Origin of the sequence: Pseudarthrobacter sp. AG30, from assembly GCF_003116525.1 — a bacterium.
Classification (GTDB): Bacteria; Actinomycetota; Actinomycetes; order Actinomycetales; family Micrococcaceae; genus Arthrobacter.
In genome coordinates this window covers 187,891-208,004 of the sequence record NZ_QEHL01000017.1, presented here as the reverse complement: position 1 = coordinate 208,004, position 20,114 = coordinate 187,891, and the positions used below count along the sequence as shown (strand labels likewise).

18 protein-coding genes are annotated in these 20,114 nt (G+C 65.9%); 13 read left to right on the top strand and 5 right to left on the bottom strand.

Annotated features, from left to right (window positions below; genetic code table 11):
- Positions 1 to 8 precede the first annotated feature (8 nt).
- Positions 9 to 1,568 (bottom strand): multiple monosaccharide ABC transporter ATP-binding protein, encoded by a 1,560-nt coding sequence (gene mmsA, locus DC347_RS15070; protein ID WP_018761951.1) that lies wholly within the window; start codon positions 1,566 to 1,568, stop codon positions 9 to 11.
- 131 nt (positions 1,569 to 1,699) lie between these two features.
- A complete protein-coding gene (locus DC347_RS15065; protein WP_018761950.1) occupies positions 1,700 to 2,890 on the bottom strand; it encodes an ROK family transcriptional regulator in 1,191 nt (396 codons plus the stop codon).
- A 237-nt stretch (positions 2,891 to 3,127) separates the two neighbouring features.
- Between DC347_RS15065 and DC347_RS15060 the strand changes: the two genes are divergently transcribed.
- Positions 3,128 to 4,036: a nitrilase-related carbon-nitrogen hydrolase gene (locus DC347_RS15060; RefSeq protein WP_109863497.1), complete on the top strand. Its 909-nt coding sequence runs from the start codon at positions 3,128 to 3,130 to the stop codon at positions 4,034 to 4,036.
- Here DC347_RS15060 and DC347_RS15055 read toward each other — a convergent pair.
- On the bottom strand, positions 4,033 to 5,646 hold the full coding sequence (locus DC347_RS15055) for a PucR family transcriptional regulator (protein WP_109863496.1): 1,614 nt from the start codon (positions 5,644 to 5,646) through the stop codon (positions 4,033 to 4,035). The two genes, DC347_RS15060 and DC347_RS15055, sit on opposite strands and share 4 nt — an antisense overlap.
- A 268-nt stretch (positions 5,647 to 5,914) precedes the next feature.
- Between DC347_RS15055 and DC347_RS15050 the strand changes: the two genes are divergently transcribed.
- Together DC347_RS15050 and DC347_RS15045 are read left to right on the top strand one after the other, a co-directional pair.
- Positions 5,915 to 7,345, top strand: coding sequence for an amino acid permease (locus DC347_RS15050; protein WP_240617823.1), 1,431 nt, complete (start codon positions 5,915 to 5,917; stop codon positions 7,343 to 7,345).
- Complete coding sequence (locus tag DC347_RS15045) at positions 7,342 to 9,075, top strand: NAD(P)/FAD-dependent oxidoreductase (protein ID WP_206073946.1); 1,734 nt, start codon at positions 7,342 to 7,344, stop codon at positions 9,073 to 9,075. Before DC347_RS15050 ends, DC347_RS15045 begins: the two co-directional genes overlap by 4 nt.
- Before the next feature lie 20 nt (positions 9,076 to 9,095).
- On the opposite strand, the gene DC347_RS15040 is transcribed toward DC347_RS15045, so the two are convergent.
- Together DC347_RS15040 and purU are read right to left on the bottom strand one after the other, a co-directional pair.
- Positions 9,096 to 9,614 (bottom strand): gamma carbonic anhydrase family protein, encoded by a 519-nt coding sequence (locus DC347_RS15040; protein WP_109863494.1) that lies wholly within the window; start codon positions 9,612 to 9,614, stop codon positions 9,096 to 9,098.
- Between the two features lie 108 nt (positions 9,615 to 9,722).
- Positions 9,723 to 10,583: a formyltetrahydrofolate deformylase gene (gene purU / locus DC347_RS15035; RefSeq protein ID WP_018761944.1), complete on the bottom strand. Its 861-nt coding sequence runs from the start codon at positions 10,581 to 10,583 to the stop codon at positions 9,723 to 9,725.
- A gap of 277 nt (positions 10,584 to 10,860) precedes the next feature.
- Between purU and glyA the strand changes: the two genes are divergently transcribed.
- From glyA to DC347_RS14985, 10 genes are all read left to right on the top strand, one after another.
- Positions 10,861 to 12,159: a serine hydroxymethyltransferase gene (gene glyA, locus DC347_RS15030; RefSeq protein WP_109863493.1), complete on the top strand. Its 1,299-nt coding sequence runs from the start codon at positions 10,861 to 10,863 to the stop codon at positions 12,157 to 12,159.
- 3 nt (positions 12,160 to 12,162) lie between these two features.
- Positions 12,163 to 13,065 (top strand): bifunctional methylenetetrahydrofolate dehydrogenase/methenyltetrahydrofolate cyclohydrolase, encoded by a 903-nt coding sequence (locus DC347_RS15025; RefSeq protein ID WP_018761942.1) that lies wholly within the window; start codon positions 12,163 to 12,165, stop codon positions 13,063 to 13,065.
- Positions 13,066 to 13,225: 160 nt separating this feature from the next.
- Positions 13,226 to 14,167 carry an ABC transporter ATP-binding protein gene (locus tag DC347_RS15020; protein WP_206073950.1) on the top strand — a complete coding sequence of 314 codons (942 nt, stop codon included), beginning with the start codon at positions 13,226 to 13,228 and terminating at the stop codon, positions 14,165 to 14,167.
- Positions 14,160 to 15,008: an ABC transporter permease gene (locus DC347_RS15015; protein ID WP_109863491.1), complete on the top strand. Its 849-nt coding sequence runs from the start codon at positions 14,160 to 14,162 to the stop codon at positions 15,006 to 15,008. The genes DC347_RS15020 and DC347_RS15015 overlap by 8 nt, the downstream gene beginning before the upstream one ends.
- A complete protein-coding gene (locus DC347_RS15010; RefSeq protein ID WP_109863490.1) occupies positions 15,005 to 15,841 on the top strand; it encodes an ABC transporter permease in 837 nt (278 codons plus the stop codon). Before DC347_RS15015 ends, DC347_RS15010 begins: the two co-directional genes overlap by 4 nt.
- A gap of 65 nt (positions 15,842 to 15,906) precedes the next feature.
- Positions 15,907 to 16,470 carry a hypothetical protein gene (locus DC347_RS15005; RefSeq protein WP_109863489.1) on the top strand — a complete coding sequence of 188 codons (564 nt, stop codon included), beginning with the start codon at positions 15,907 to 15,909 and terminating at the stop codon, positions 16,468 to 16,470.
- A gap of 10 nt (positions 16,471 to 16,480) precedes the next feature.
- Complete coding sequence (locus DC347_RS15000; protein WP_026264634.1) at positions 16,481 to 17,314, top strand: exodeoxyribonuclease III; 834 nt, start codon at positions 16,481 to 16,483, stop codon at positions 17,312 to 17,314.
- Positions 17,315 to 17,330: 16 nt separating this feature from the next.
- A complete protein-coding gene (gene trpS / locus DC347_RS14995; protein WP_018761936.1) occupies positions 17,331 to 18,374 on the top strand; it encodes a tryptophan--tRNA ligase in 1,044 nt (347 codons plus the stop codon).
- A 4-nt stretch (positions 18,375 to 18,378) separates the two neighbouring features.
- Positions 18,379 to 19,083 carry a 2'-5' RNA ligase family protein gene (locus DC347_RS14990; protein ID WP_018761935.1) on the top strand — a complete coding sequence of 235 codons (705 nt, stop codon included), beginning with the start codon at positions 18,379 to 18,381 and terminating at the stop codon, positions 19,081 to 19,083.
- Positions 19,084 to 19,189: 106 nt separating this feature from the next.
- Positions 19,190 to 20,113 carry a YihY/virulence factor BrkB family protein gene (locus tag DC347_RS14985; protein ID WP_196803324.1) on the top strand — a complete coding sequence of 308 codons (924 nt, stop codon included), beginning with the start codon at positions 19,190 to 19,192 and terminating at the stop codon, positions 20,111 to 20,113.
- Position 20,114 lies beyond the last annotated feature (1 nt).

Genomic DNA, 20,114 nt, shown 5'->3' with positions numbered 1-20,114 from the left:
CCAGAAGGTCAGGCGGCTTTTCGGGTAGCGGAGGTCATCAGTTTCATCAGGCTTTCCTGGCTGGCCTCGTCTTTGGTCAGGACACCGGTGATGGCGCCTTCGAAGATGGTGTAGATGCGGTCGGACAGGCCCAGGAGCTCGGGTAGCTCCGAGGAAATAACAATGACGCCCTTGCCCTGGTTGGCGAGCTGCTGGATGATGCCGTAGATCTCATACTTGGCGCCGACGTCGATGCCGCGCGTCGGCTCGTCGAGGATCAGCAGGTCGGGGTCCGTGAACATCCACTTGGCGAGGACCACCTTCTGCTGGTTGCCGCCGGAGAGCTTGGCGACACCTTCCTCGACGGAGGGCGTCTTGGTCCGCAGCGACTTGCGGTACTGCTCCGCAACCGTGAATTCCTGGTTGGCGTCCACCACGAAGTTGTGGCTGATCTTGCGCAGGTTAGCCGCCACGGTGGTCGTCTTGATGTCATCCAGGAGGTTCAGGCCCAGCGACTTGCGGTCCTCGGTGACGTAGCCCAGTCCGGCGTCGATGGCCTGCCGGACGTTCTTGAGGACGACTTCCTTGCCATCCTTGTAGATGTGGCCGTCGATGAAGCGGCCGTAGGACCGGCCGAAGACCGAGCGGGCCAGTTCGGTGCGCCCGGCACCCATGAGCCCGGCGAAGCCGACGATTTCGCCACGGCGGACAAAGAAGTTCGAGCCCTTGCAGACCAGGCGGTCCTGGATGGCCGGGTGGCCAACAGTCCAGTCCTTGACCTCGAAGAACACCTCGCCGATCTTGGGTGTGTGGTCCGGGAACCGGGATTCCAGTGTCCGGCCCACCATGCCCTTGATGATCCGGTCCTCGTCCACGCCGTCCTTCTTGACGTCCAGCGTCTCGATTGACTTGCCGTCGCGGATGATGGTGATCGAATCGGCCACCTGCTCAATCTCGTTGAGCTTGTGCGAAATGATGATCGACGTGATGCCCTTCGCCTTCAGGCCCAGCATCAAATCCAGCAGATGCTGGGAGTCGGATTCATTAAGGGCTGCAGTGGGCTCGTCCAGGATCAGGATCTTCACGGACTTGTTCAGCGCCTTGGCGATTTCCACCAGTTGCTGCTTGCCGACGCCGATTTCCTTGATGGGGGTGTCCGGGTCATCCCGGAGGCCTACCCGCGCCAGCAGGTCCAGCGACCGCAGCCGGGCCTCGGCCCAGTCGATGACGCCCCGCTTGGTGGGTTCGTTGCCCAGGAAGATGTTCTCCATGATGGACAGCTCGGGGATCAGCGCCAGTTCCTGGTGGATGATGACGATTCCGGCATGCTCGCTGGCCCTGATGTCCTTGAACTGCTGGACCTGGCCCTGGTACACGATGTCACCGTCGTAGCTGCCGTAGGGGTAGACGCCCGAGAGGACCTTCATGAGGGTGGACTTGCCGGCGCCGTTTTCGCCGCAGATGGCGTGGATTTCGCCGGCCCTGACCCGGAGGCTCACGTTCGACAAGGCTTTAACGCCGGGGAATTCCTTGGTGATGGACCGCATCTCAAGGATGATCGGATCCGTATGCGTGGTCTGGGACGTCATGAGCCCTAACCCTCCAATGCAATGACTTCTTTGTCCGGCCGGCAAAGCGCAGGGCCGTCTGAACCAAAAGTAAACTGGATCACAGCTGTTGTCGTCAAGTCTTTAACGCAATTGCCGGATAACGAAATGGTCTACGAGCGTCGGATACCTGCATGCTGGAACACCAAAGCCGCCGCCCCCAGGGCCTCGGCGCGGTCGCCCAGCGAGGACATGGCCAAGGTGGTTGTTTCGCCGATCACCGGCACGGCGTGCCGGATCAGCCCCCTGCGGATAGGGTCCAGCAGAATGTCGCCCAGGCCTGCCAGCGGCCCGCCCACCACGATGACTTCGGGGTTGATCAGATTGGCCACGTTGCCCAGGGCACGCCCCACCGCCAGGCCTGCGTCGTCCACCACGCGGAGGGTTGCCGAGTCCCGGTTCAAGGCTTTCCTGACGATGTCGGCGGGCGTCAACGGCCGGTCCTCGCCGCGGCTCAGGAGCTCGATCATGGTGGTGGTGGACGCGATGGTTTCCAGGCATCCGCGGTTCCCGCACCGGCACACCAGCCCTTGCTCGTGGATGGTGGCATGGCCGATTTCGCCGGTGATTCCCACGTTGCCGTAGTACGGCGCTCCGTTGAGGATCAGGCCGGCGCCGATACCGGAACCGATCTTCAGGAACAGCAGGTTGCTGACCCCCGAATGCTGCCCCCAGGTCACTTCTGACCATGCGCCCAGATTCGCGTCATTGTCCACAAACACGGGGATTCTCAAGGTTTCCTCAAGATGCTGGAGGATGTTGATGCCCACCCATTCGGGAAGGATTGCCCCCTGCGCGACGGTGCCGGTCCGCCGGTCGATCGGGCCTGGAATTCCGACGCCGGCGCCCACCATGTAGCTCCGTTCCACCCCGCTTTCCCGGAGCAGTTTCTCCAGCAGCACCACCGCCGCCTGGATGCCGTCGTCCGCCTGGTGGCCCAGCGGAAGCATCACCGACTCTTCGGCAATGACGTGGTAGCTGAGGGAGGCCAAGACCACCCGCAGGTGCCGGCGGCCGAAGTCGATGCCGACCGCAACGGCGCCATTGCTGTTGAGCCGCACGTTCAATGCCCGGCGGCCGGAACTGGTAATCGGTTCGGTGGAGGCCAAGCCGGAGTCCAGCATGATTTTGACGATGTTCGAGACGGTGGCAGTGGAAAGCCCCGTCTGCCGGGCGAGCTCCGCCTGCGTGGACGGACCCCCCATAAGGGCCTCAATGATCCGCTGCTGGTTCAGCTGCCGCAGGGCTGACTGCGAGCCGGGATTCTTGGGCTTGCTCCTCGTTGAGCGCGTGGTTGCGGACATGCTAAGAAGATTGCCCTATCGTTCCTCTTGTAGTCAAGAAGTTAACGCATAACGTCGGACGGGTGTCCGGTAAACGCGTCTGACCTCTTTTGCGAGCCGGCCGTGGGCATTCCGTCCCGCGGCAGGGGGCGGACGGGTCCAAACGACCCGTCTCCTTCCCTGCAGCGCTGGCTAGGCTGGAGGCAGTCAACAGTCCGGCCTGTCCAGTCACCACGGACAGGCATACAGAAGGTGGTAATGATGCTGCTGTCCGTCCTGCAGGCAAACGCCGCGGTCCTGGACGTTGAGGCGAATCTCCGGACCATTGACGAGGCTGCCAACCGGGCCGCCCGCGCCGGCGCCGGCCTGCTCCTGACGCCGGAGCTGTTTCCGGTGGGCTACGCCCCACTGCGGCTGCGCAGCGAACTGGACCCGGCAACCCTTCCCGCACTCCGCGAAAGCCTCGCGGGGATTGCCCGCCGCAACGGGATTGGCCTCGTTTACAGCCTCCCGGCCGAAGCCGCCGGTGGCGCAGGTGACGGCGCTGCCGCCGCCCAAAAGGGCAACGGCTCCCGGTACATGGACCGCGCGGGCGGTCCCGGCTGGCACATTTCCGCGTCCCTGGTGGACGCCACCGGCGCGGAACTTCTTCGGTACGCCAAGGTGCACCTCTTCGGCGACGAGGAACGCAAGGCATTCGTCGCGGCCAGCGAGCCGCCCGCCGTCGTCGACTTCCTCGGCATCCGCACCTCATTGCTGATCTGTTACGACATCGAATTCCCGGAAGCCGCGAGGGCCGCAGCCGCGCGCGGCGCGGAACTGCTGCTGGTGCCCACCGCCTTGTCCGCGGGCTATGGGGCGGTGCCCCAGGTCCTTGTCCGCGCACGTGCGCTGGAAAGCCAGCTCAACGTGGCCTATGCCAACCACTGTGGCGCCGAGGATTCCTATACGTTCGGCGGGGGAAGCGTGGTGGCGGGGCCGGATGGCGGCGTGCTGGCTGCGGCGGGCACTGCTCCGGAACTGCTGTTCGCCACCGTGGGCACGGAGGCTGTCCGCGCCGCCAGGAACGACGTGCCCTACCTGAGGGAGCGCCGGCCGGAGCTGTACCGCGCGTGGGAGGCCGGGCTTGCGTCCGGCCCGGCCCAGTCCGCGGATCACCTGGCCTAGCTGCCCGCCGTCGGGCCGGTCAATGCGTCCGCGTACTGCAGTGCAATCCACAGCTCTGCCCGCACCTGCGCCTGGTTCAAGTCCATCCCGAGGAGGTCTGCAAGGACCCCGACCTGGCGCCGCACGCTGTTGCGGTGAAGTCCCAGCAGCTTGGCGGAGCCGTCCCAGCTGCCGTTCTCGGTAAGCCAGCCGCGAAGCACCGCCAGCAGCGGATCGCGCCGGTCCGGTTCCAGGGACAGCACCGGATGAAGGAGCCGTTCCGCCAGCATGGTCCCTGCTTCGCGGCCCAGCAGCCCGGCCACCGACCATTGAACCTCGTCGGCGCGGACGCTTTGCCCGCTCCTCTGCACGCGGCTCCGCAGGGAACCCGCATCCTGATATGCGGCGGCAAGGCCGGTGAGTTCGGTGGGTTCGCCGACCACCAGGCGCCACCCGAGCTTTTCGACCTCGGCGAGCAGGGAGTCGTCCACCTTCAACCGGGTCACTGCAGCGAATCCGTAATCGGTGATTTCCACCAGCTTGGTATCGAACAGGCGCCGCCACTGGAGGAGCTCCCGGACCGGGCTGTCCCCGGCGGGCCACTCCGGTGCGTCCATCTTGATGCCCTGCACCACGCGCATGGCCGCGGACCGGGTGGAGGACAGGCTCTGCGCCATCAGGTCCCTGAGTGCGTTCAGGTGCCTGGCGCTCCCGCTGGTGAGGCTTTCGGGGTGCAGAAGCACAGCCGTAGCCAGCTGGCTGGGTGCCAGCGAACCGCTGGTCCGCTGCCGGACCAACAGTTCGAGGAGTCCGACGGCGGACTGGACCACGTTGTTCTGTGCCGGCGTCAACGGTGCGTCTGAACCCAGGACCAGTGCCCCCAGGTTCGCGTCCTTGGTGCTGCGCAGCGGATGGCCAACCACCAAGGCCGAGCCCGGCAGGTCAAACCCGTCCATCTCCACCCGGGGGCCGCTGCCGGAGAACAAGCGTTTGAGCATGGGTTCCAGCAGGGAAAGCTCGACGGCGGGGCTGCCGCCGCCGCTGGTGCCGCGGGCCCGGACCCGGCCGTCCGCTCCCACCATCACTGCCCAGACGGGCACGCGCTGCACCAGCGCCGCCAGCAGTTCGTGTTCCGGCCTGGGGGAGAGGACTGCGCGCATCAACTGCCGGTTGGTTTCCGCCAGTTGCCGGAAGACCCGCGCAGTATCGGACTCCAGCAGCTGGGAGAATTGGAGGCCGATGGCCGCGAACGGGAGCGATTCCGGTACTTCGAACAAGGTGAGGTTGTGGTGCCGGCACGCATCGATGACCACGTCCGGGACGGCGTCGAAGTAGGGCCTGATTCCGAATCCCAAGGCCGCTACCTTGGCGTCTACCAACCGCCGGACATACGCGTCCGCGCTGGCGGGCGCCCCGCCGTTGCCCAGGAAGGGAAGGCCGGCGGTCAGCAGGAACTCACCCTCGGGCAGGTAGGGCGTCGGATCCTCCAGCTCACTGGGTTCCACCCAGCGCAGCAGCCGGTCGCCGCTGCCGCCGTCGTGGAGCGTCTTCAACACCGGCGGCAGTTGGTCGAGGAACTGCTGGAGCGTGACGAAGCTCAGCCGGCCGGCTGGTGCGGGCTCAGTGGGCATGGCGGACCGACCCGGCGGAGCGGCCCGCCCGGGCCGCGGTTGACCCGTGGTGGCGGTGTGCAGATAGTCTCATGGTTGGCAACTATAGGTCATATTGCACCGCCTTGAGAGTTGGCTCACATGCCAACCTTGGGGAGGGGAAACCGAAAACTACTCTGAAGGGACGTCAACGGTGACTGTGCCTGTGACCACCGAAAAACCCATTGCGCCGGGTGCCTCCCGGCCGCGGCTGGCAGACCAGCTCCTGCGCCGCAAACCAATCGGCCAGATGGTCAGCGAAGCCGGGAGCGGCGAGGGCGGCACTGCGCTGGTCCGCAGCTTCGGCGTCCTCCACCTCACCATGATCAGTGTTGGCGCCACGCTCGGGACCGGGATCCTGGTGATCCTTGGCGAGTCGGTGCCGCTGGCCGGGCCGGCCATCTGGATCTCGTTCGTCATTGCCGGCCTGGCCGCGCTCCTCTCGGCGGTGTCGTATGCCGAAATGGCCGGCCTGGTTCCGGTAGCGGGCTCCAGCTATTCCTACTCCTACGCCACCATGGGCGAGGGCATGGCGTGGATCTGCGGGTGGTGCCTTGTCCTTGAGTACGCCGTTTCCGTGGCCGCCGTAGCCGTAGGTGCTGGCCAGTACGTCAATGAAGCGCTGGCGGCGTTTGGGCAGGTGCTGCCGGATGCGATGTCCCAGCCTCCCGGCGACGGCGGACTGGTGAACATCCCGGCGATGGCCATCGTGGTCCTGGCCATGGTCCTGCTGGTCCGCGGCGCCCGGGAAAGCGCCTGGATCAATACGGCAGTGGTGATCATCAAGATCGGCATCCTGCTCTTCTTCTGCGCCGTTGCCTTTACCGCGTTCAATGCGGGCAATTTCGAACCGCTCCTGCCCATGGGCGCCGCCGGTGTTTCCGCAGCTGCCTCGCGGGTGTTCTTCTCCTACATCGGCTTTGACGCGGCTTCCACCGCCGGCGAAGAGGCCCGGAACCCCAAGCGCGACCTTCCCCGGGCCATCCTGCTCTCGATGGTGATCGTCACCAGCGTCTATGTCCTCGTGGCGGTTGCCGCCATCGGGGCCCGGCCCTGGGGCTGGTTCGACGGTACCGAGGCCGCCCTCGTCCAGATCCTGGAGGAGACCACCCACCAGCCGTGGATTGCGCTGGTCTTCTCCATCGGCGCCGTCCTGGCCATCGCCAGCATCGTCCTCACCGTGCTGTACGGCCAGATGCGCATCCTGCTCTCGATGTCCCGGGACGGCCTGGTGCCCAGGGTCTTCGGTCGCGTCTCCGCCCGGACCGGCACTCCTGCCGCCGGAACGCTCATCGTGGGAACCGCCGTCGCCCTGACCGCAGGGCTCGTGCCGCTCGGCGCGCTGGCGGACGCCACCAGCATCGGAACGCTGTTCGCCTTCGCCCTGGTCAACGTCGCCGTCATCTACCTGCGGCGCAACCGCCCGGACCTGGAGCGCAGTTTCCGGGTGCCCCTGTACCCGGTCACGCCCGTGCTGGGAACGCTCATGTGCGCCTACCTCATGGCGAACCTTGGTGCCGATACCTGGGTGGTTTTCGGCGCCTGGATGCTCGTAGGGATTGCCATTTACTTCGGCTACGGACGCCGAAACTCGAAGGTAGCGGCCCTGAGCGAGCTCGACTACCGTGAACTGACCGCCAAGGCCCCGCGCCAGGAACCTGTGAAAGCAGAACACTCATGACCACCGCCACCGAACTGCCGGCCCCTGATCCCTCCAGCACCTCAACCGGGCCGGACACAGCAACCGGGCAGGGCCCCGACGGCCGGGCGCCCATCACCATGCTGAACCCCGATTTCCCCTTCAGCTACGACCACTACCTGGCCCACCCGGACGGCATGGGCTCCGTCCCGCCGGAGCTCTACGGCACGGAAGTGGCCGTCATCGGAGCCGGGCTCTCCGGCCTGGTGACCGCCTACGAGCTGATGAAACTCGGCCTGCGCCCGGTGGTCTACGAGGCAGACCAGATCGGCGGCCGCCTCCGCACGGCAGCCTTCCCGGCAGCTCCCGGCGTGGTGGCGGACCTCGGCGGTATGCGGTTCCCGGTCTCGGGCAAGGCTTTCTACCACTACGTTGACCTGCTGGGCCTGGAAACCTGTGAGTTCCCCAACCCCCTGGCCGAGGCCACCTCCAGCACCGTGATCGAGCTGGCAGGCAAGAAGCACTACGCGGAAAAGCCGGCAGACCTCCCGCCCTTTTTCCGTGAGGTTGCGGACGCCTGGAAAGCGGCCGTCAACGACGGCGCCAAGTTCACCGAAATGCAGGACGCCATCCGCTCCCGCGACACGGCCCGGATCAAGGAACTGTGGAACGAACTGCTCCCGCTCATGGATGAGCAGACCTTCTACGGGTTCATCGCCGCGAGCGATTCGTTCAAGGAGGCAGGGTTCGCCCACCGCGAGGCTTTCGGCCAAGTGGGATTCGGCACGGGCGGCTGGGACACCGACTTCCCCAACTCCATCCTGGAGATCCTCCGCGTGGTCTACACCGACGCGGACGACCAGCACCGGTTCATCCGCGGAGGAGCGCAGCGGCTCCCCGAGGCACTCTGGCAGCACGCGCCGTCGGACCTGGTCCACTGGCCCGCCGGCACCTCCCTTGCTTCGCTCCACTCCGGCTCGCCCCGCGGCGCTGTGGGGAAGATCAGCCGCGATCCGGACGGAAACCTGCGGATCCGTGAACGCTGGGGCCGTGAGGCCAGCTACCCGGCGGTGGTGAGCACGTGCCAGTCGTGGTTGCTGTCCACCCGCATCCACACCGAGGAAGCATTGTTCCCGGCTGAGCTGTGGACCGCCATGGAGCGCTCGCATTACATGCAGTCGTCCAAGACGTTTGTCATGGTGGACCGGCCGTTCTGGAAGGACACCGACCCGGACACCGGGCACGAGGTCCTGTCCATGACCTTGACGGACCGGCTGAACCGCGCCACGTACCTGCTGGACAACGGCCCGGACCAGCCCGCCGTCATCCTGCTGTCCTACACCTGGAACGACGACGCCCTGAAATGGCTTGCCCTGGACGCGGACGAACGCGTGGAGCTGATGCTGCACTCACTGGAACAGATCTACCCCGGAGTGGATATCGCCGGGCACATCGTGGGGCAGCCCATTACCGTGTCCTGGGAAGCCGACCCCAACTTCATGGGCGCCTTCAAAGCCAACCTGCCGGGGCACTACCGCTACCAGCAGCGGCTGTTCACGCACTTCAAGCAGGACGCGCTGCCCGAATCCCAGCGCGGCATCTTCCTGGCCGGCGACGACGTCTCTTTCACGGCCGGCTGGGCCGAAGGCGCCGTCACCACCGGGCTGAACGCCGTATGGGGCGTGGTGAACCACCTGGGCGGGACATCCGCGCCCGGCAACCCCGGCCCGGGTGACCTGCTGGACGCAATGGGGCCAATCAGCCTGGACTAGCGCCGGCTCGGCGTCGAAGCCTACTGGTGGAGCTCGCGGTGTTTCGCTGCGAGCTCCACGTAGTGCGCCGCATTGGCGCGGACGCCGTCGAACTCTTCCTCCGTGAGTTCGCGGCGCACCTTGGCGGGCACCCCGGCAACCAGGGACCGCGGCGGAACTACGGTTCCTTCCAGGACGACGGCGCCGGCCGCCACCAGCGAGCCGGCACCGATCACGGCGCCGTTGAGGACGGTGGCGCCCATGCCGATCAGGCAGTCGTCCTCCACCGTGCAGCCATGCACGACGGCGGCGTGCCCCACGCTGACACCCCGGCCCACCGTGCAGGGGAAGCCGGGGTCGGCGTGCAGCACCACGTTGTCCTGCAGGTTGCTGCCGGCACCCACCCTGATGGCCGCGGTGTCGGCGCGGACGGAAACGCCGTAGAAGGCACTGGAATCCTGGTCCAGGGTCGCCCGGCCAATGATGGAGGCTGAGGGCGCTACGAACGCTGTTTCATGGACAGCCGGCGAATTTCCGGCGAAAGGGTACAGAGGAGCCATGGCTTCACCCTAAGCCACCCCTGCACCCAACTGACTCGCAGCAGATGCCGTTTTGAGGAAGCAAAACGGCATCCTCTGCCAGCTGGTTGAAGCCAGTTGAAGACCGCGTCAGTTGAAGACCACTGTCCGGTTGCCGTCCAGCAGCACCCGGTGCTCGGCATGCCACTGCACGGCCTGGACCAGGGTCCGCCCCTCCACGTCACGGCCCATCTGGACGAACTGCTCCGCCGTGCGGGCGTGATCCACCCGGATGACTTCCTGCTCGATGATCGGACCCTCGTCCAGGGCTGCGGTCACGTAGTGGGCCGTGGCGCCGATCAGCTTCACGCCGCGCGCGTGGGCCTGGTGGTACGGCTTGGCGCCCTTGAAGGACGGCAGGAACGAGTGGTGGATGTTGATGGCCTTGCCGGTCAGCTCGGTGCAGAGGTCGTCGGACAGGATCTGCATGTAACGGGCCAGGACCGTCAGTTCGATGCCGTGTTCGGCGATGATGCCACGAAGCTTGTCTTCCGCCTGCACCTTGGTGTCCTTGGTGACGGGGATGTAATGGAACGGGATGCCGTAGAACTCCGCGAGTCCGGCCAGGTCCCGGTGGTTTGACACGATGGCGGGGATCTCGATGGGCAGAGTCCCGGAGCGCTGCTGGAAGAGAAGGTCGTTGAGGCAGTGGGCGGCGGTACTGGCAAGCACCAGGGTGCGCACCTTGTCGCCGACGGTGTTCAGGCTCCACTGCATGGAGAAGGCCTCCGCCACCGGTTCAAGGGCCGCACGCAGTTCGGACTTGGCGGCGGGTGTGGTGACCTCGACGCGCATGAAGAAGTTGCCGGTTGAGGGGCTGCCGTACTGCTGTGAATCCGTAATGTTGCATCCTGCCACCAGAAGGGCGCCGGCCACCGCGTGGACGATTCCGGGACGGTCCGGGCAGGACAGGGTTACCACATACGCTTGGTTCAGCAGCTGTTCATTCACGCGTAATAGCCTACCCGCGCTGCGGACGGTGCTTTTGATAGGCTGGAGTGGTCGCAACTGGCGTTGGGTGGCTAACCACCAGGGAGCGGCAATCACGAAGACCACGGATCGTACGCCTGGGCCGAGGGTCATGTTTTGCCGGTTGTGGGGCTGCTCCTGCGTCAATGCAGCAGCACCATGCCCAGTGCTTCCACGCGGTGTCATCAACGCAGTGCGGGGGCGCGCCAGCCGGTAGCCTGACCTAAGCAGTGCCCGTATCCCTAGCCAGGAGTTCTTCGTGACTACTACAGCCACCTCAACCACAGCCGTCAGCAACCAGCCGCTGGCAGAGCTCGACCCCGAAATCGCCGCAGTCCTGGACCAGGAGCTTGGCCGCCAGCGCGGCACCCTGGAAATGATTGCCTCCGAGAACTTCGCGCCCCGCGCCGTGATGGAGGCCCAGGGCTCCGTCCTCACCAACAAGTACGCCGAAGGCTACCCGGGCCGCCGCTACTACGGCGGCTGCGAGTATGTCGACGTCGCCGAGCAACTGGCCATCGACAGGGTCAAGGCCTTGTTCGGTGCGGAGTACGCCAACGTCCAGCCGCACTCCGGTGCCCAGGCCAACGCCGCTGCGCTCTCCGCCATGATCACCCCGGGCGACAAGATCCTCGGCCTGTCCCTGGCGCACGGCGGCCACCTGACCCACGGCATGAAGCTGAACTTCTCCGGCAAGCTGTACCAGGTTGCCGCGTATCAGGTCGAGGCAGACAACTTCCGCATCGACATGGACAAGCTGCGTGAGCAGGCCATCGCCGAAAAGCCGCAGGTCATCATCGCCGGCTGGTCCGCCTACCCCCGCCACCTGGACTTCGCCGCATTCCGCTCCATCGCCGATGAGGTGGGCGCGCTGCTCTGGACCGACATGGCACACTTCGCGGGCCTGGTTGCCGCCGGACTGCACCCCAGCCCGGTGCCGCACTCCGACGTCGTCACCTCCACCGTGCACAAGACCCTCGCCGGTCCCCGCTCGGGTGTGATCCTGGCGAAGGAACAGTGGGCCAAGAAGCTGAACTCCAACGTCTTCCCGGGCCAGCAGGGTGGCCCGCTCATGCACGTCATCGCCGCCAAGGCCGTTGCCTTCAAGATCGCCGGCACCCAGGAATTTAGGGAGCGCCAGGAGCGTGTCCTCGAGGGCGCCAGGATCATCGCCGACCGGCTGAACCAAGCCGATGTCGCCGAGGCAGGCGTCTCCGTCCTCACCGGCGGCACCGACGTCCACCTGGTACTGGTTGACCTGCGCAACTCCCAGCTGGACGGCCAGCAGGCCGAAGACCTCCTGCACTCCGTGGGCATCACCGTCAACCGCAACGCCGTGCCCTTCGACCCCCGCCCGCCGATGGTCACCTCCGGCCTGCGCATCGGTACCCCGGCCCTGGCCACCCGCGGGTTCGGCGCTGCCGAGTTCACCGAGGTCGCCGAGATCATCGCCACCGCGCTCAAGGCCGGCACCGGCGCCGACGTCGAGGCCCTGCAGTCCCGCGTTGACAAGCTGGCCGCCGATTTCCCGCTGTACCCGCAGCACGAGCAGTGGTGACCAATGACTGAAACCACCACCGCGCAGATCCTTGACGGCAAGGCCACCGCCGCTGCCATCAAGGCCGAGCTGACTGACCGCGTGGCCGCACTCAAGGCCAAGGGCGTCATTCCGGGGATCGCCACCGTACTGGTCGGTGCGGATCCGGCCTCGCAGTTGTATGTGTCCATGAAGCACAAGCAATCTGCGCAGATCGGGATGAACTCCATCCAGCGCGAACTTCCCGCGGACGCCACCCAGGAGCAGGTGGAGGCCCTCATTGACGAACTCAATGCGGACCCTGCCTGCCACGGGTACATTGTGCAGCTGCCGCTGCCCAAGCACCTGGATACCGACGCGATCCTGGAACGCATCGATCCCGCCAAGGACGCCGACGGGCTGCACCCGACCAACCTTGGCCGGCTGGTGCTGAACGTCAACCACAAGATCACCACACCGCTGCCGTGCACCCCCCGCGGCGTCATCGAGCTCCTTGAGCGCAACGGATACAGCCTGGCAGGCAAGCATGTTGTGGTGGTGGGCCGCGGCGTCACGATCGGCCGGTCCATCGGCCTGCTGCTGACCCGCCGGGACGTCAACGCCACGGTGACCCTGACCCACACCGGCACCACGAACCTCTCCGAACTGCTCCGGCAGGCGGACGTGATCGTGGGTGCTGCCGGCGTCAAGCACATCGTCAAGGCGGCGGACGTCAAGCCCGGCGCCGCGTTGCTGGATGTCGGAGTTACCCGCGAGACCGATCCTGAGACGGGCAAGAGCCGCGTCTACGGCGACATCGATCCCGCCGCTGCGGAGGTGGCCGGCTGGATCTCGCCGAACCCTGGCGGCGTCGGACCCATGACCGTGGCGCTGCTGATGACCAACGTGGTGGAAGCGGCAGAACGCGCAGCCGGCATCGCGCAGTAGTCCCGCCACCGGGCGCACGACGGCGGCACGGCACCTTTCGCAGGAAAGGCGCCGTGCCGCCGTCGGCCGTTATAACGAAACTGCAAGCGCACTTCCACATGCGCCGCACCTCAACTAGTCTGCACAGGTGCACAACGAAGCCATCCTGCCCTCCGGCACCATGACCGCGCATCGGCCATCCGGAGTGGTCATCTCCGCAGAGAACCTGACCAAGACGTACGGCGATGTGGCGGCCGTGGACGGCATCACCTTCAGCGTTCCGGCGGGGGAGTCCTTCGGGCTGCTGGGTCCGAACGGGGCAGGCAAGTCCACCACCATGAAGATGATCGGCGGGGTCACCCGGCGCACCTCGGGCAACCTCAGCATCATGGGGCTGGACCCGGACACGCACGGGCCGGAAGTGCGCGCGCACCTGGGCGTGGTGCCGCAGCAGGACAACCTCGACGAAGAACTGCGCGTCCGCGACAACCTCCTGGTCTACGGCCGCTACTTTGGCCTGCCCATGAGCTACCTGAAGCCAAAAGCCGACGAACTGCTGGAGTTCGCGCAGCTGACGGACAAAGCCAAGTCCAAGGTGGACGCGCTCTCCGGCGGCATGAAGCGGCGCCTGACGATTGCCCGGTCCCTCATCAACGAGCCCAGGATCCTGCTGCTTGACGAACCCACCACGGGCCTGGACCCGCAGGCGCGGCACATCCTCTGGGACCGGCTGTTCCGGCTCAAGGAACAAGGCGTCACCCTGATCCTGACCACCCACTACATGGATGAGGCCGAACAGCTCTGCGACCGGCTGATCGTCGTGGACAAAGGCCGGATCATGGCTGAAGGGTCACCGGCGCAGTTGATCCGCGAGCACTCCACCAGGGAAGTGGTGGAGTTGCGTTTTGGCTCGGAACGCAACGCAGCCATCGCGTCCCGGCTTGAAGGCATCGGTGACCGCCTCGAAGTACTGCCGGACCGGGTGCTGATGTACGCGCACGACGGCGAGTCTGCCCTTGAGCAGGTCTCGGCCCGCGGCCTGAGGCCGCTGACGTCGCTGGTGCGCAGGTCCTCGCTGGAGGACGTCTTCCTCCGGCTCACCGGGCGGAGCCTCGTTGACTGAACCACTGGCCGCTCCGCAGCCCGCCCCTAGGGCGCACCGGCCCGACATCTCGGCTGCCAAGGCCCGGCGCTGGGGCGCCTTCTACTATGCGGAGCAGGTGCTCCGGGTCATGAAGGGGTACTCCTGGTCCATTGTGATGTACAGCGTGGGCCAGCCCGTGGCGTACCTGTTTGCCATGGGCGTGGGCCTGGCCACCCTGGTGGACTCCGGCAACGCAGCGTTCGGCGGCGTGTCCTACCTGGCCTTCATCGCCCCGGCGCTGCTGGTCTCCGCTGCCGTGATGACGGCCGCGAACGAGTTCACGTTCCCCGTCATGGACGGCTTCAAGTGGCGCCGAATCTACTACGGGCCGCACGCGTCACCGCTGACTCCACAGCAGATCGCGGCAGGACAAATCATGGCCGTGACACTGCGCCTGCTGCTGCAGTCTGCCATCTACTTCGCCGCCGTGGCGCTGTTCGGCGCCTCACCCTCCGGCTGGGGCTGGGCCGGGATCCTGGTGGCCACCCTGACGGGCCTTGCCTTTGGGCTTCCGCTGATGGCCTACTCCGCGTCGATCACGGAAGACAAGGGCCAGTTTGCGCTGGTGATGCGGTTCATCGTGATGCCGCTGTTCCTTTTCTCCGGGACATTTTTCCCGCTCGAGAACCTCCCGCCGGCAGTGCGCTGGGTCGGATGGATCTCGCCCATCTGGCACGGTACCGAACTTGGCCGGGTACTCAGCTTCGGCTACCACGAAGCGCCACTGCTGACCATCCTGCACATCGCCGTCCTCGGCGGACTGGCCGCGTTGGGTTGGCTCCTGACCCGGCGCCGCTTTGCCCTGAGGATGGGCCAATGAGCGCCGTCTCAGGCCGCGCCGCCAGCGTGACCGAGGCGGCGCGCAACCGGACGTTCGGGCCGCTGTACTCGCGCAATGCAAAGGCCGTCATCTCCCGGGGACTGATGGCGACGCGCAGCACCAACTGGCTGGTGATGGTGTCCGGATTCTTCGAACCAGTGCTGTTCCTCGTGTCCATGGGGGTGGGCCTGGGTGCCATCGTGGGAGACGTCCGCGGACCCGACGGGACTTCCATCAGCTACGCGGCGTACATCGCCCCTGCCCTGCTTGCCGTGTCGGCGATGAACGGCGCCGTGTACGACTCCACCTGGAACGTCTTCTTCAAAATGAACTTCGCCAAGCTCTACCAGGGCATGCTCTACACGTCGTTGGGGCCCCTGGACGTTGCGGTGGGGGAGATCTTCTTGGCCCTGCTGCGGGGCATGCTCTACGCCACCGGCTTCACCGCCGTCATGGGAGCCATGGGGCTGATTACCACGGCCTGGGCGCTGCTCATGATTCCGGCTTCGGTGCTGATTGCCTTCGGCTTCGCCAGCCTCGGCATGGGGATCACCAGCTTCCTCAAGACATTCCAACAAATGGACTGGATCAACTTCATCCTGCTGCCCATGTTCCTGTTCAGCGCCACGTTCTACCCGCTGAGCGTCTACCCCGAGCCCATCCAGTGGTTCATCCAGGCCATGCCGCTGTGGCACGGGGTGGAACTGCTGCGGCAGATCAGCGTGGGAAGCTTCACGGCCGCCACACCGTTGCACGTGGGCTACTACCTGGCCATGACCGCCGTCGGAATGCTCCTGACCACCCTCCGCCTGCGGAGCCTCTTCCTCAGGTAGCAGCCCCTGTTCGCCCGGGGTGGAAGACGGCCGGAGCACTGCCCGCCATTTGAGACAATGGCTGCATGCGAACTTTGGGCAGCTCACCGTCATCTTCCAAACCCGCCAGGGGCGGCTTTTCGATGTTCCGCATCAGCGGGCCGGGCCTGATGGTCCTGGTAACGGCGTTCATCGTCGCCGTCCTCTTTGCGGCAAACCAGAACGACGTCGTGGGTTGGGTTGTTGCCATCATCGCCGGCTTCTGGCTGGTCCTGGCTGCGTTCGTGGTCTTCAGCATCCAACGGGCCGCCAGGAAGGCGGGGGCAAAGCTCACCGAGGCGCAGAGCGCCTTCAACACCGCCACCGGCCGCGCTCCCGCGCCCGCTTCCGCCGACCACGGCGGAACCCGCGTGATCTACGAACGCTCCGAAGCTGACGAAGTACGTGACCTCAAGCTTGACCACTCCTTCAAGATCGTCCAGGTGCAGGTCCGCGTGGTGGAAGAGGAGCGCGCCAAGGGTGCGTCCGCCAACCAGGACACCATCAACCGTGCCCTGGAGACCATCGAGATCACAGCCACCAACGCCCGGGACATGATCAAGTCCTCCGGCGGCAGCGGAGAGCCGGTCGCCGGAACCATCATCGACTAGAGTGGAGCGGGTGAGCTCGGCATTGAACAAGGACCACCTTCGCATCGCATCCGTCAACGTAAACGGCCTTCGGGCTGCCTACAAGAACGGGATGGCGGCGTGGCTTGAGCCGCGGGACGTGGACATTCTCTGCCTGCAGGAGGTACGCGCCCCTGACGCGATCGTCCGGCAGCTGCTCGGGGATGACTGGCATATCCTGCACGCCGAAGCGGAAGCGAAAGGCCGTGCCGGCGTCGCCATCGCGTCCCGGCAGGAACCCCTCGCCACCAGGAACGGCATCGGCGACGACTACTTTGCCACGGCCGGGCGCTGGGTGGAGGCCGACTTCCGGTACCCGGATGCCGCCGGCAACCCCGTCCAGCTCACCGTAGCCAGCGCCTACGTGCACTCGGGCGAGGTGGGGACGCCAAAGCAGGACGACAAATTCCGTTTCCTGGACGCCATGATCACCCGGCTGCCGGAGCTGGCCAAGCACAGCGACCATGCGCTGGTGGTGGGAGACCTGAACGTCGCCCACACACCGTTCGATATCCGGAACGCCAAAGGCAACGTGAAGAAGGCCGGCTTCCTGCCGGCGGAACGCGCATACTTCGACCGCTTCCTGGGCGAGGAAATCGGCTGGCACGACGTCCACCGGAACCTGTCCGGCGAGATGGACGGCCCCTACACCTGGTGGTCGCAGCGCGGAAAGGCCTTCGACAATGACACCGGCTGGCGCATCGACTACCACCTGGCCACCGCAGGGCTGGCGTCCGGTGCCCTGTCCGCCGTCGTCGACCGTGCCGCCTCGTGGGACACCCGCTTCTCCGACCACGCCCCGCTGGTAGTGGACTACCAGCTCTGAGCCCGAAAGTTCTTCCATGACCAGCCAGACTTCCCAGCCAGCCAAGAAGCGCATACTCTCCGGCGCCAAGCCGACCGCCGATTCCCTCCACCTGGGCAACTACATCGGAGCCGTGCGCAACTGGGTGGATATGCAGGCGGAGTACGACGCCGTATTCTTCGTCCCGGACCTGCACGCCATTACGGTGGACTTTGAGCCCGGGGAACTTGCCAAACGGACCCGCATCGTCGCGGCCCAGTACATCGCCGCCGGTATCGACCCGGACAAGAGCATCTTCTTCGTCCAGTCGCATGTGCCCGAGCACGCGCAGCTTGCCTGGGCCCTGAACTGCATCACGGGCTTCGGCGAGGCGTCGCGGATGACCCAGTTCAAGGACAAGACCCAGAAGTCCGGAGCGGATTCCGCCACGCTGGGCCTGTTCGCCTACCCCACGCTGATGGCGGCCGACATCCTGCTGTACCAGAGCGACCTCGTGCCCGTTGGCGAGGACCAGCGCCAGCACCTTGAGCTGACCCGCAACCTGGCCCAGCGTTTCAACACCCGGTTCGGCCAGACCTTCACCGTGCCCGAGGCAACGATCGTCAAGGAAAGCGCCAAGATCTACGATCTCCAAAACCCCAGCGCCAAGATGTCCAAGACGGGTGAGTCGCCCAACGGTGCCATCCAGCTGCTGGAAGATCCCAAGATCGCAGCCAAGCGCATCAAGTCCGCTGTCACCGACGCCGGAACGGAGATCCGCTTTGACGCCGAGGAAAAGCCCGGTGTGTCCAATCTGTTGACCATCTACTCCGCCCTCACCGGCAAAACGGTCACCGAGCTGGAAGCCGAGTACCAGGGGAAGATGTACGGCCACCTCAAGGTGGACCTCGCCGAGGTGGTGGTGGATTTCATCACACCGATCCGCAACCGCACGAACGAGCTCATGGCTGATCCTGCCGAGCTCGACCGGCTGCTGGCCCTGGGCGCCGACCGGGCCCGGGAGATCGCTTCGGTCACCCTCGCACGGGTGTACGAGCGCATGGGCTTCCTGCCGTCCCTCACCCTCGCTGGAGTCCGCTAGCGCCATGTCTTCGAAAAACGCTACCGCCAGGGGAAGCGCGTGCTCTGCCGGCGAGGCGGAGCGGACCCGGCGTAACCGTTACGAGGACCAGCCCGGCCAGGATGCCGTGGCGGAAGGCGGCGCGGCCGGGACCGAAGACGTCAGCGTGGGCGTCATCCTGGGTTTCCCGGACGAGATTGCCGCGGAGCTGCAGCGCTGGCGCGCGTCATTTGGTGACCCGATGGCCGGAGTGATACCGGCGCACATCACCCTGATCACCACCACGCCCACGCAGGATTGGGAGGCAACCCGACAGCACGTCCGCGAGGTTGCCCGCTGCCAAAGGCCTTTCACGGTCACCATCGCCGGGACGGGAACGTTCCGCCCCGTCTCGCCTGTTGTCTTCATCAAAGTGGAGGACGGGTTCGAACACTGCGTGGATCTGCACCGCAGGCTGCAGCAGGGTCCCCTGCACCGCGAGCTGCCGTTCGCCTACCATCCGCACGTCACGATTGCCCACGACGTCGCCCCGGAAAGCCTGGACGAGGCCGAAACGGCACTAAAGAACTATAAGGCAACCTTCCCCGTGGTTAGCATGGGACTCTATGAGCATGATGCCGACGGCATCTGGCAGCTAAGGGAAGAGCTGGATTTTGGGACCGAAACTAACAACGACGCCGGCACCCCCTTCACGGACGCTGCCGCGAACACCGCAACGGACGCCGGCTGACCAGCAGCCCCTGCCTACCGAAATCGCCCGGCTGAAGCTGGACGTCATCCAGAAGCGCAGCGACTGGCATAAGGCGCGTCGCTCCGGCGGCAAGGTTCCTGCCCTGATGGCGTGGATACAGTTGTTCACTGCCCGGCTGAACGTCGTGCGGCCCATGCGGGCATTCAGGCATTACGGACTCCATTACGGACCGCTGATGAGCGCGGGCATCGGCTTCAACATGTTCTTCTCCATCACGGGCCTGCTGGCCACCGGCTTTTCCGTGGCCGGCCTGGTACTCCGCGGCCAGCCGGCCTTGCTGGACACCATCATCAGCAGCGTGGCCAGGAGCGCCCCGGGTCTGTTGAAGGTCAATGGCGGCGATGGCCTGGTGGACCCCAAGGACTTGCTGGATCCCAGCGGACTGGGCTGGACGGCCGTGATCAGCGCCGTGGTCACCGTGGTTACTTCGCTCGGCTGGATCAACGGCCTCCGGGACGGACTCCGCGGGATTGTTGAGTTGCCTCCGCTGGTGGTCAATCCCATCCTGCTCAAGCTGCGCGACGCCGGGACCCTGCTCCTGCTGGGCGTGGCGCTGGTGATCAGCGCTGGCGCATCGCTGGTGTTCGGCACCGCCGCAGGTTGGGTTGCCGATTTCCTGCATCTCAGTGACGCCTTGGCCGGCCCGCTGACCACGTCCGTCAAGATTGTGGTGCCACTGGTCCTGAACTGGGTCACCGCGCTGATCATGTTCCGGCTGGCTGCCGGGTTGAAGCTTTCCCGCCAGGCCCTGCTCGAGGGGACCATCCTTGCTGCCGTGGGCACCACCGTGCTGCAGATCTTCAGCACGGAACTGCTGGGCGGAGCCAGCCGGAACCCCATCCTGGCGCCGTTTGCCATCATCATCGGCCTGCTCATCTGGTTCAACCTGGTCAGCCAGGCCTACCTCGTCTCCGCAGGGTGGTCAGCGGTGCGCGAGGCCGACCTCGCGTCCGGCGGCAAGCCCCGCAAGACGATCCTTGGTGCCCGCCGGGCGACACCCCAAACCTGAC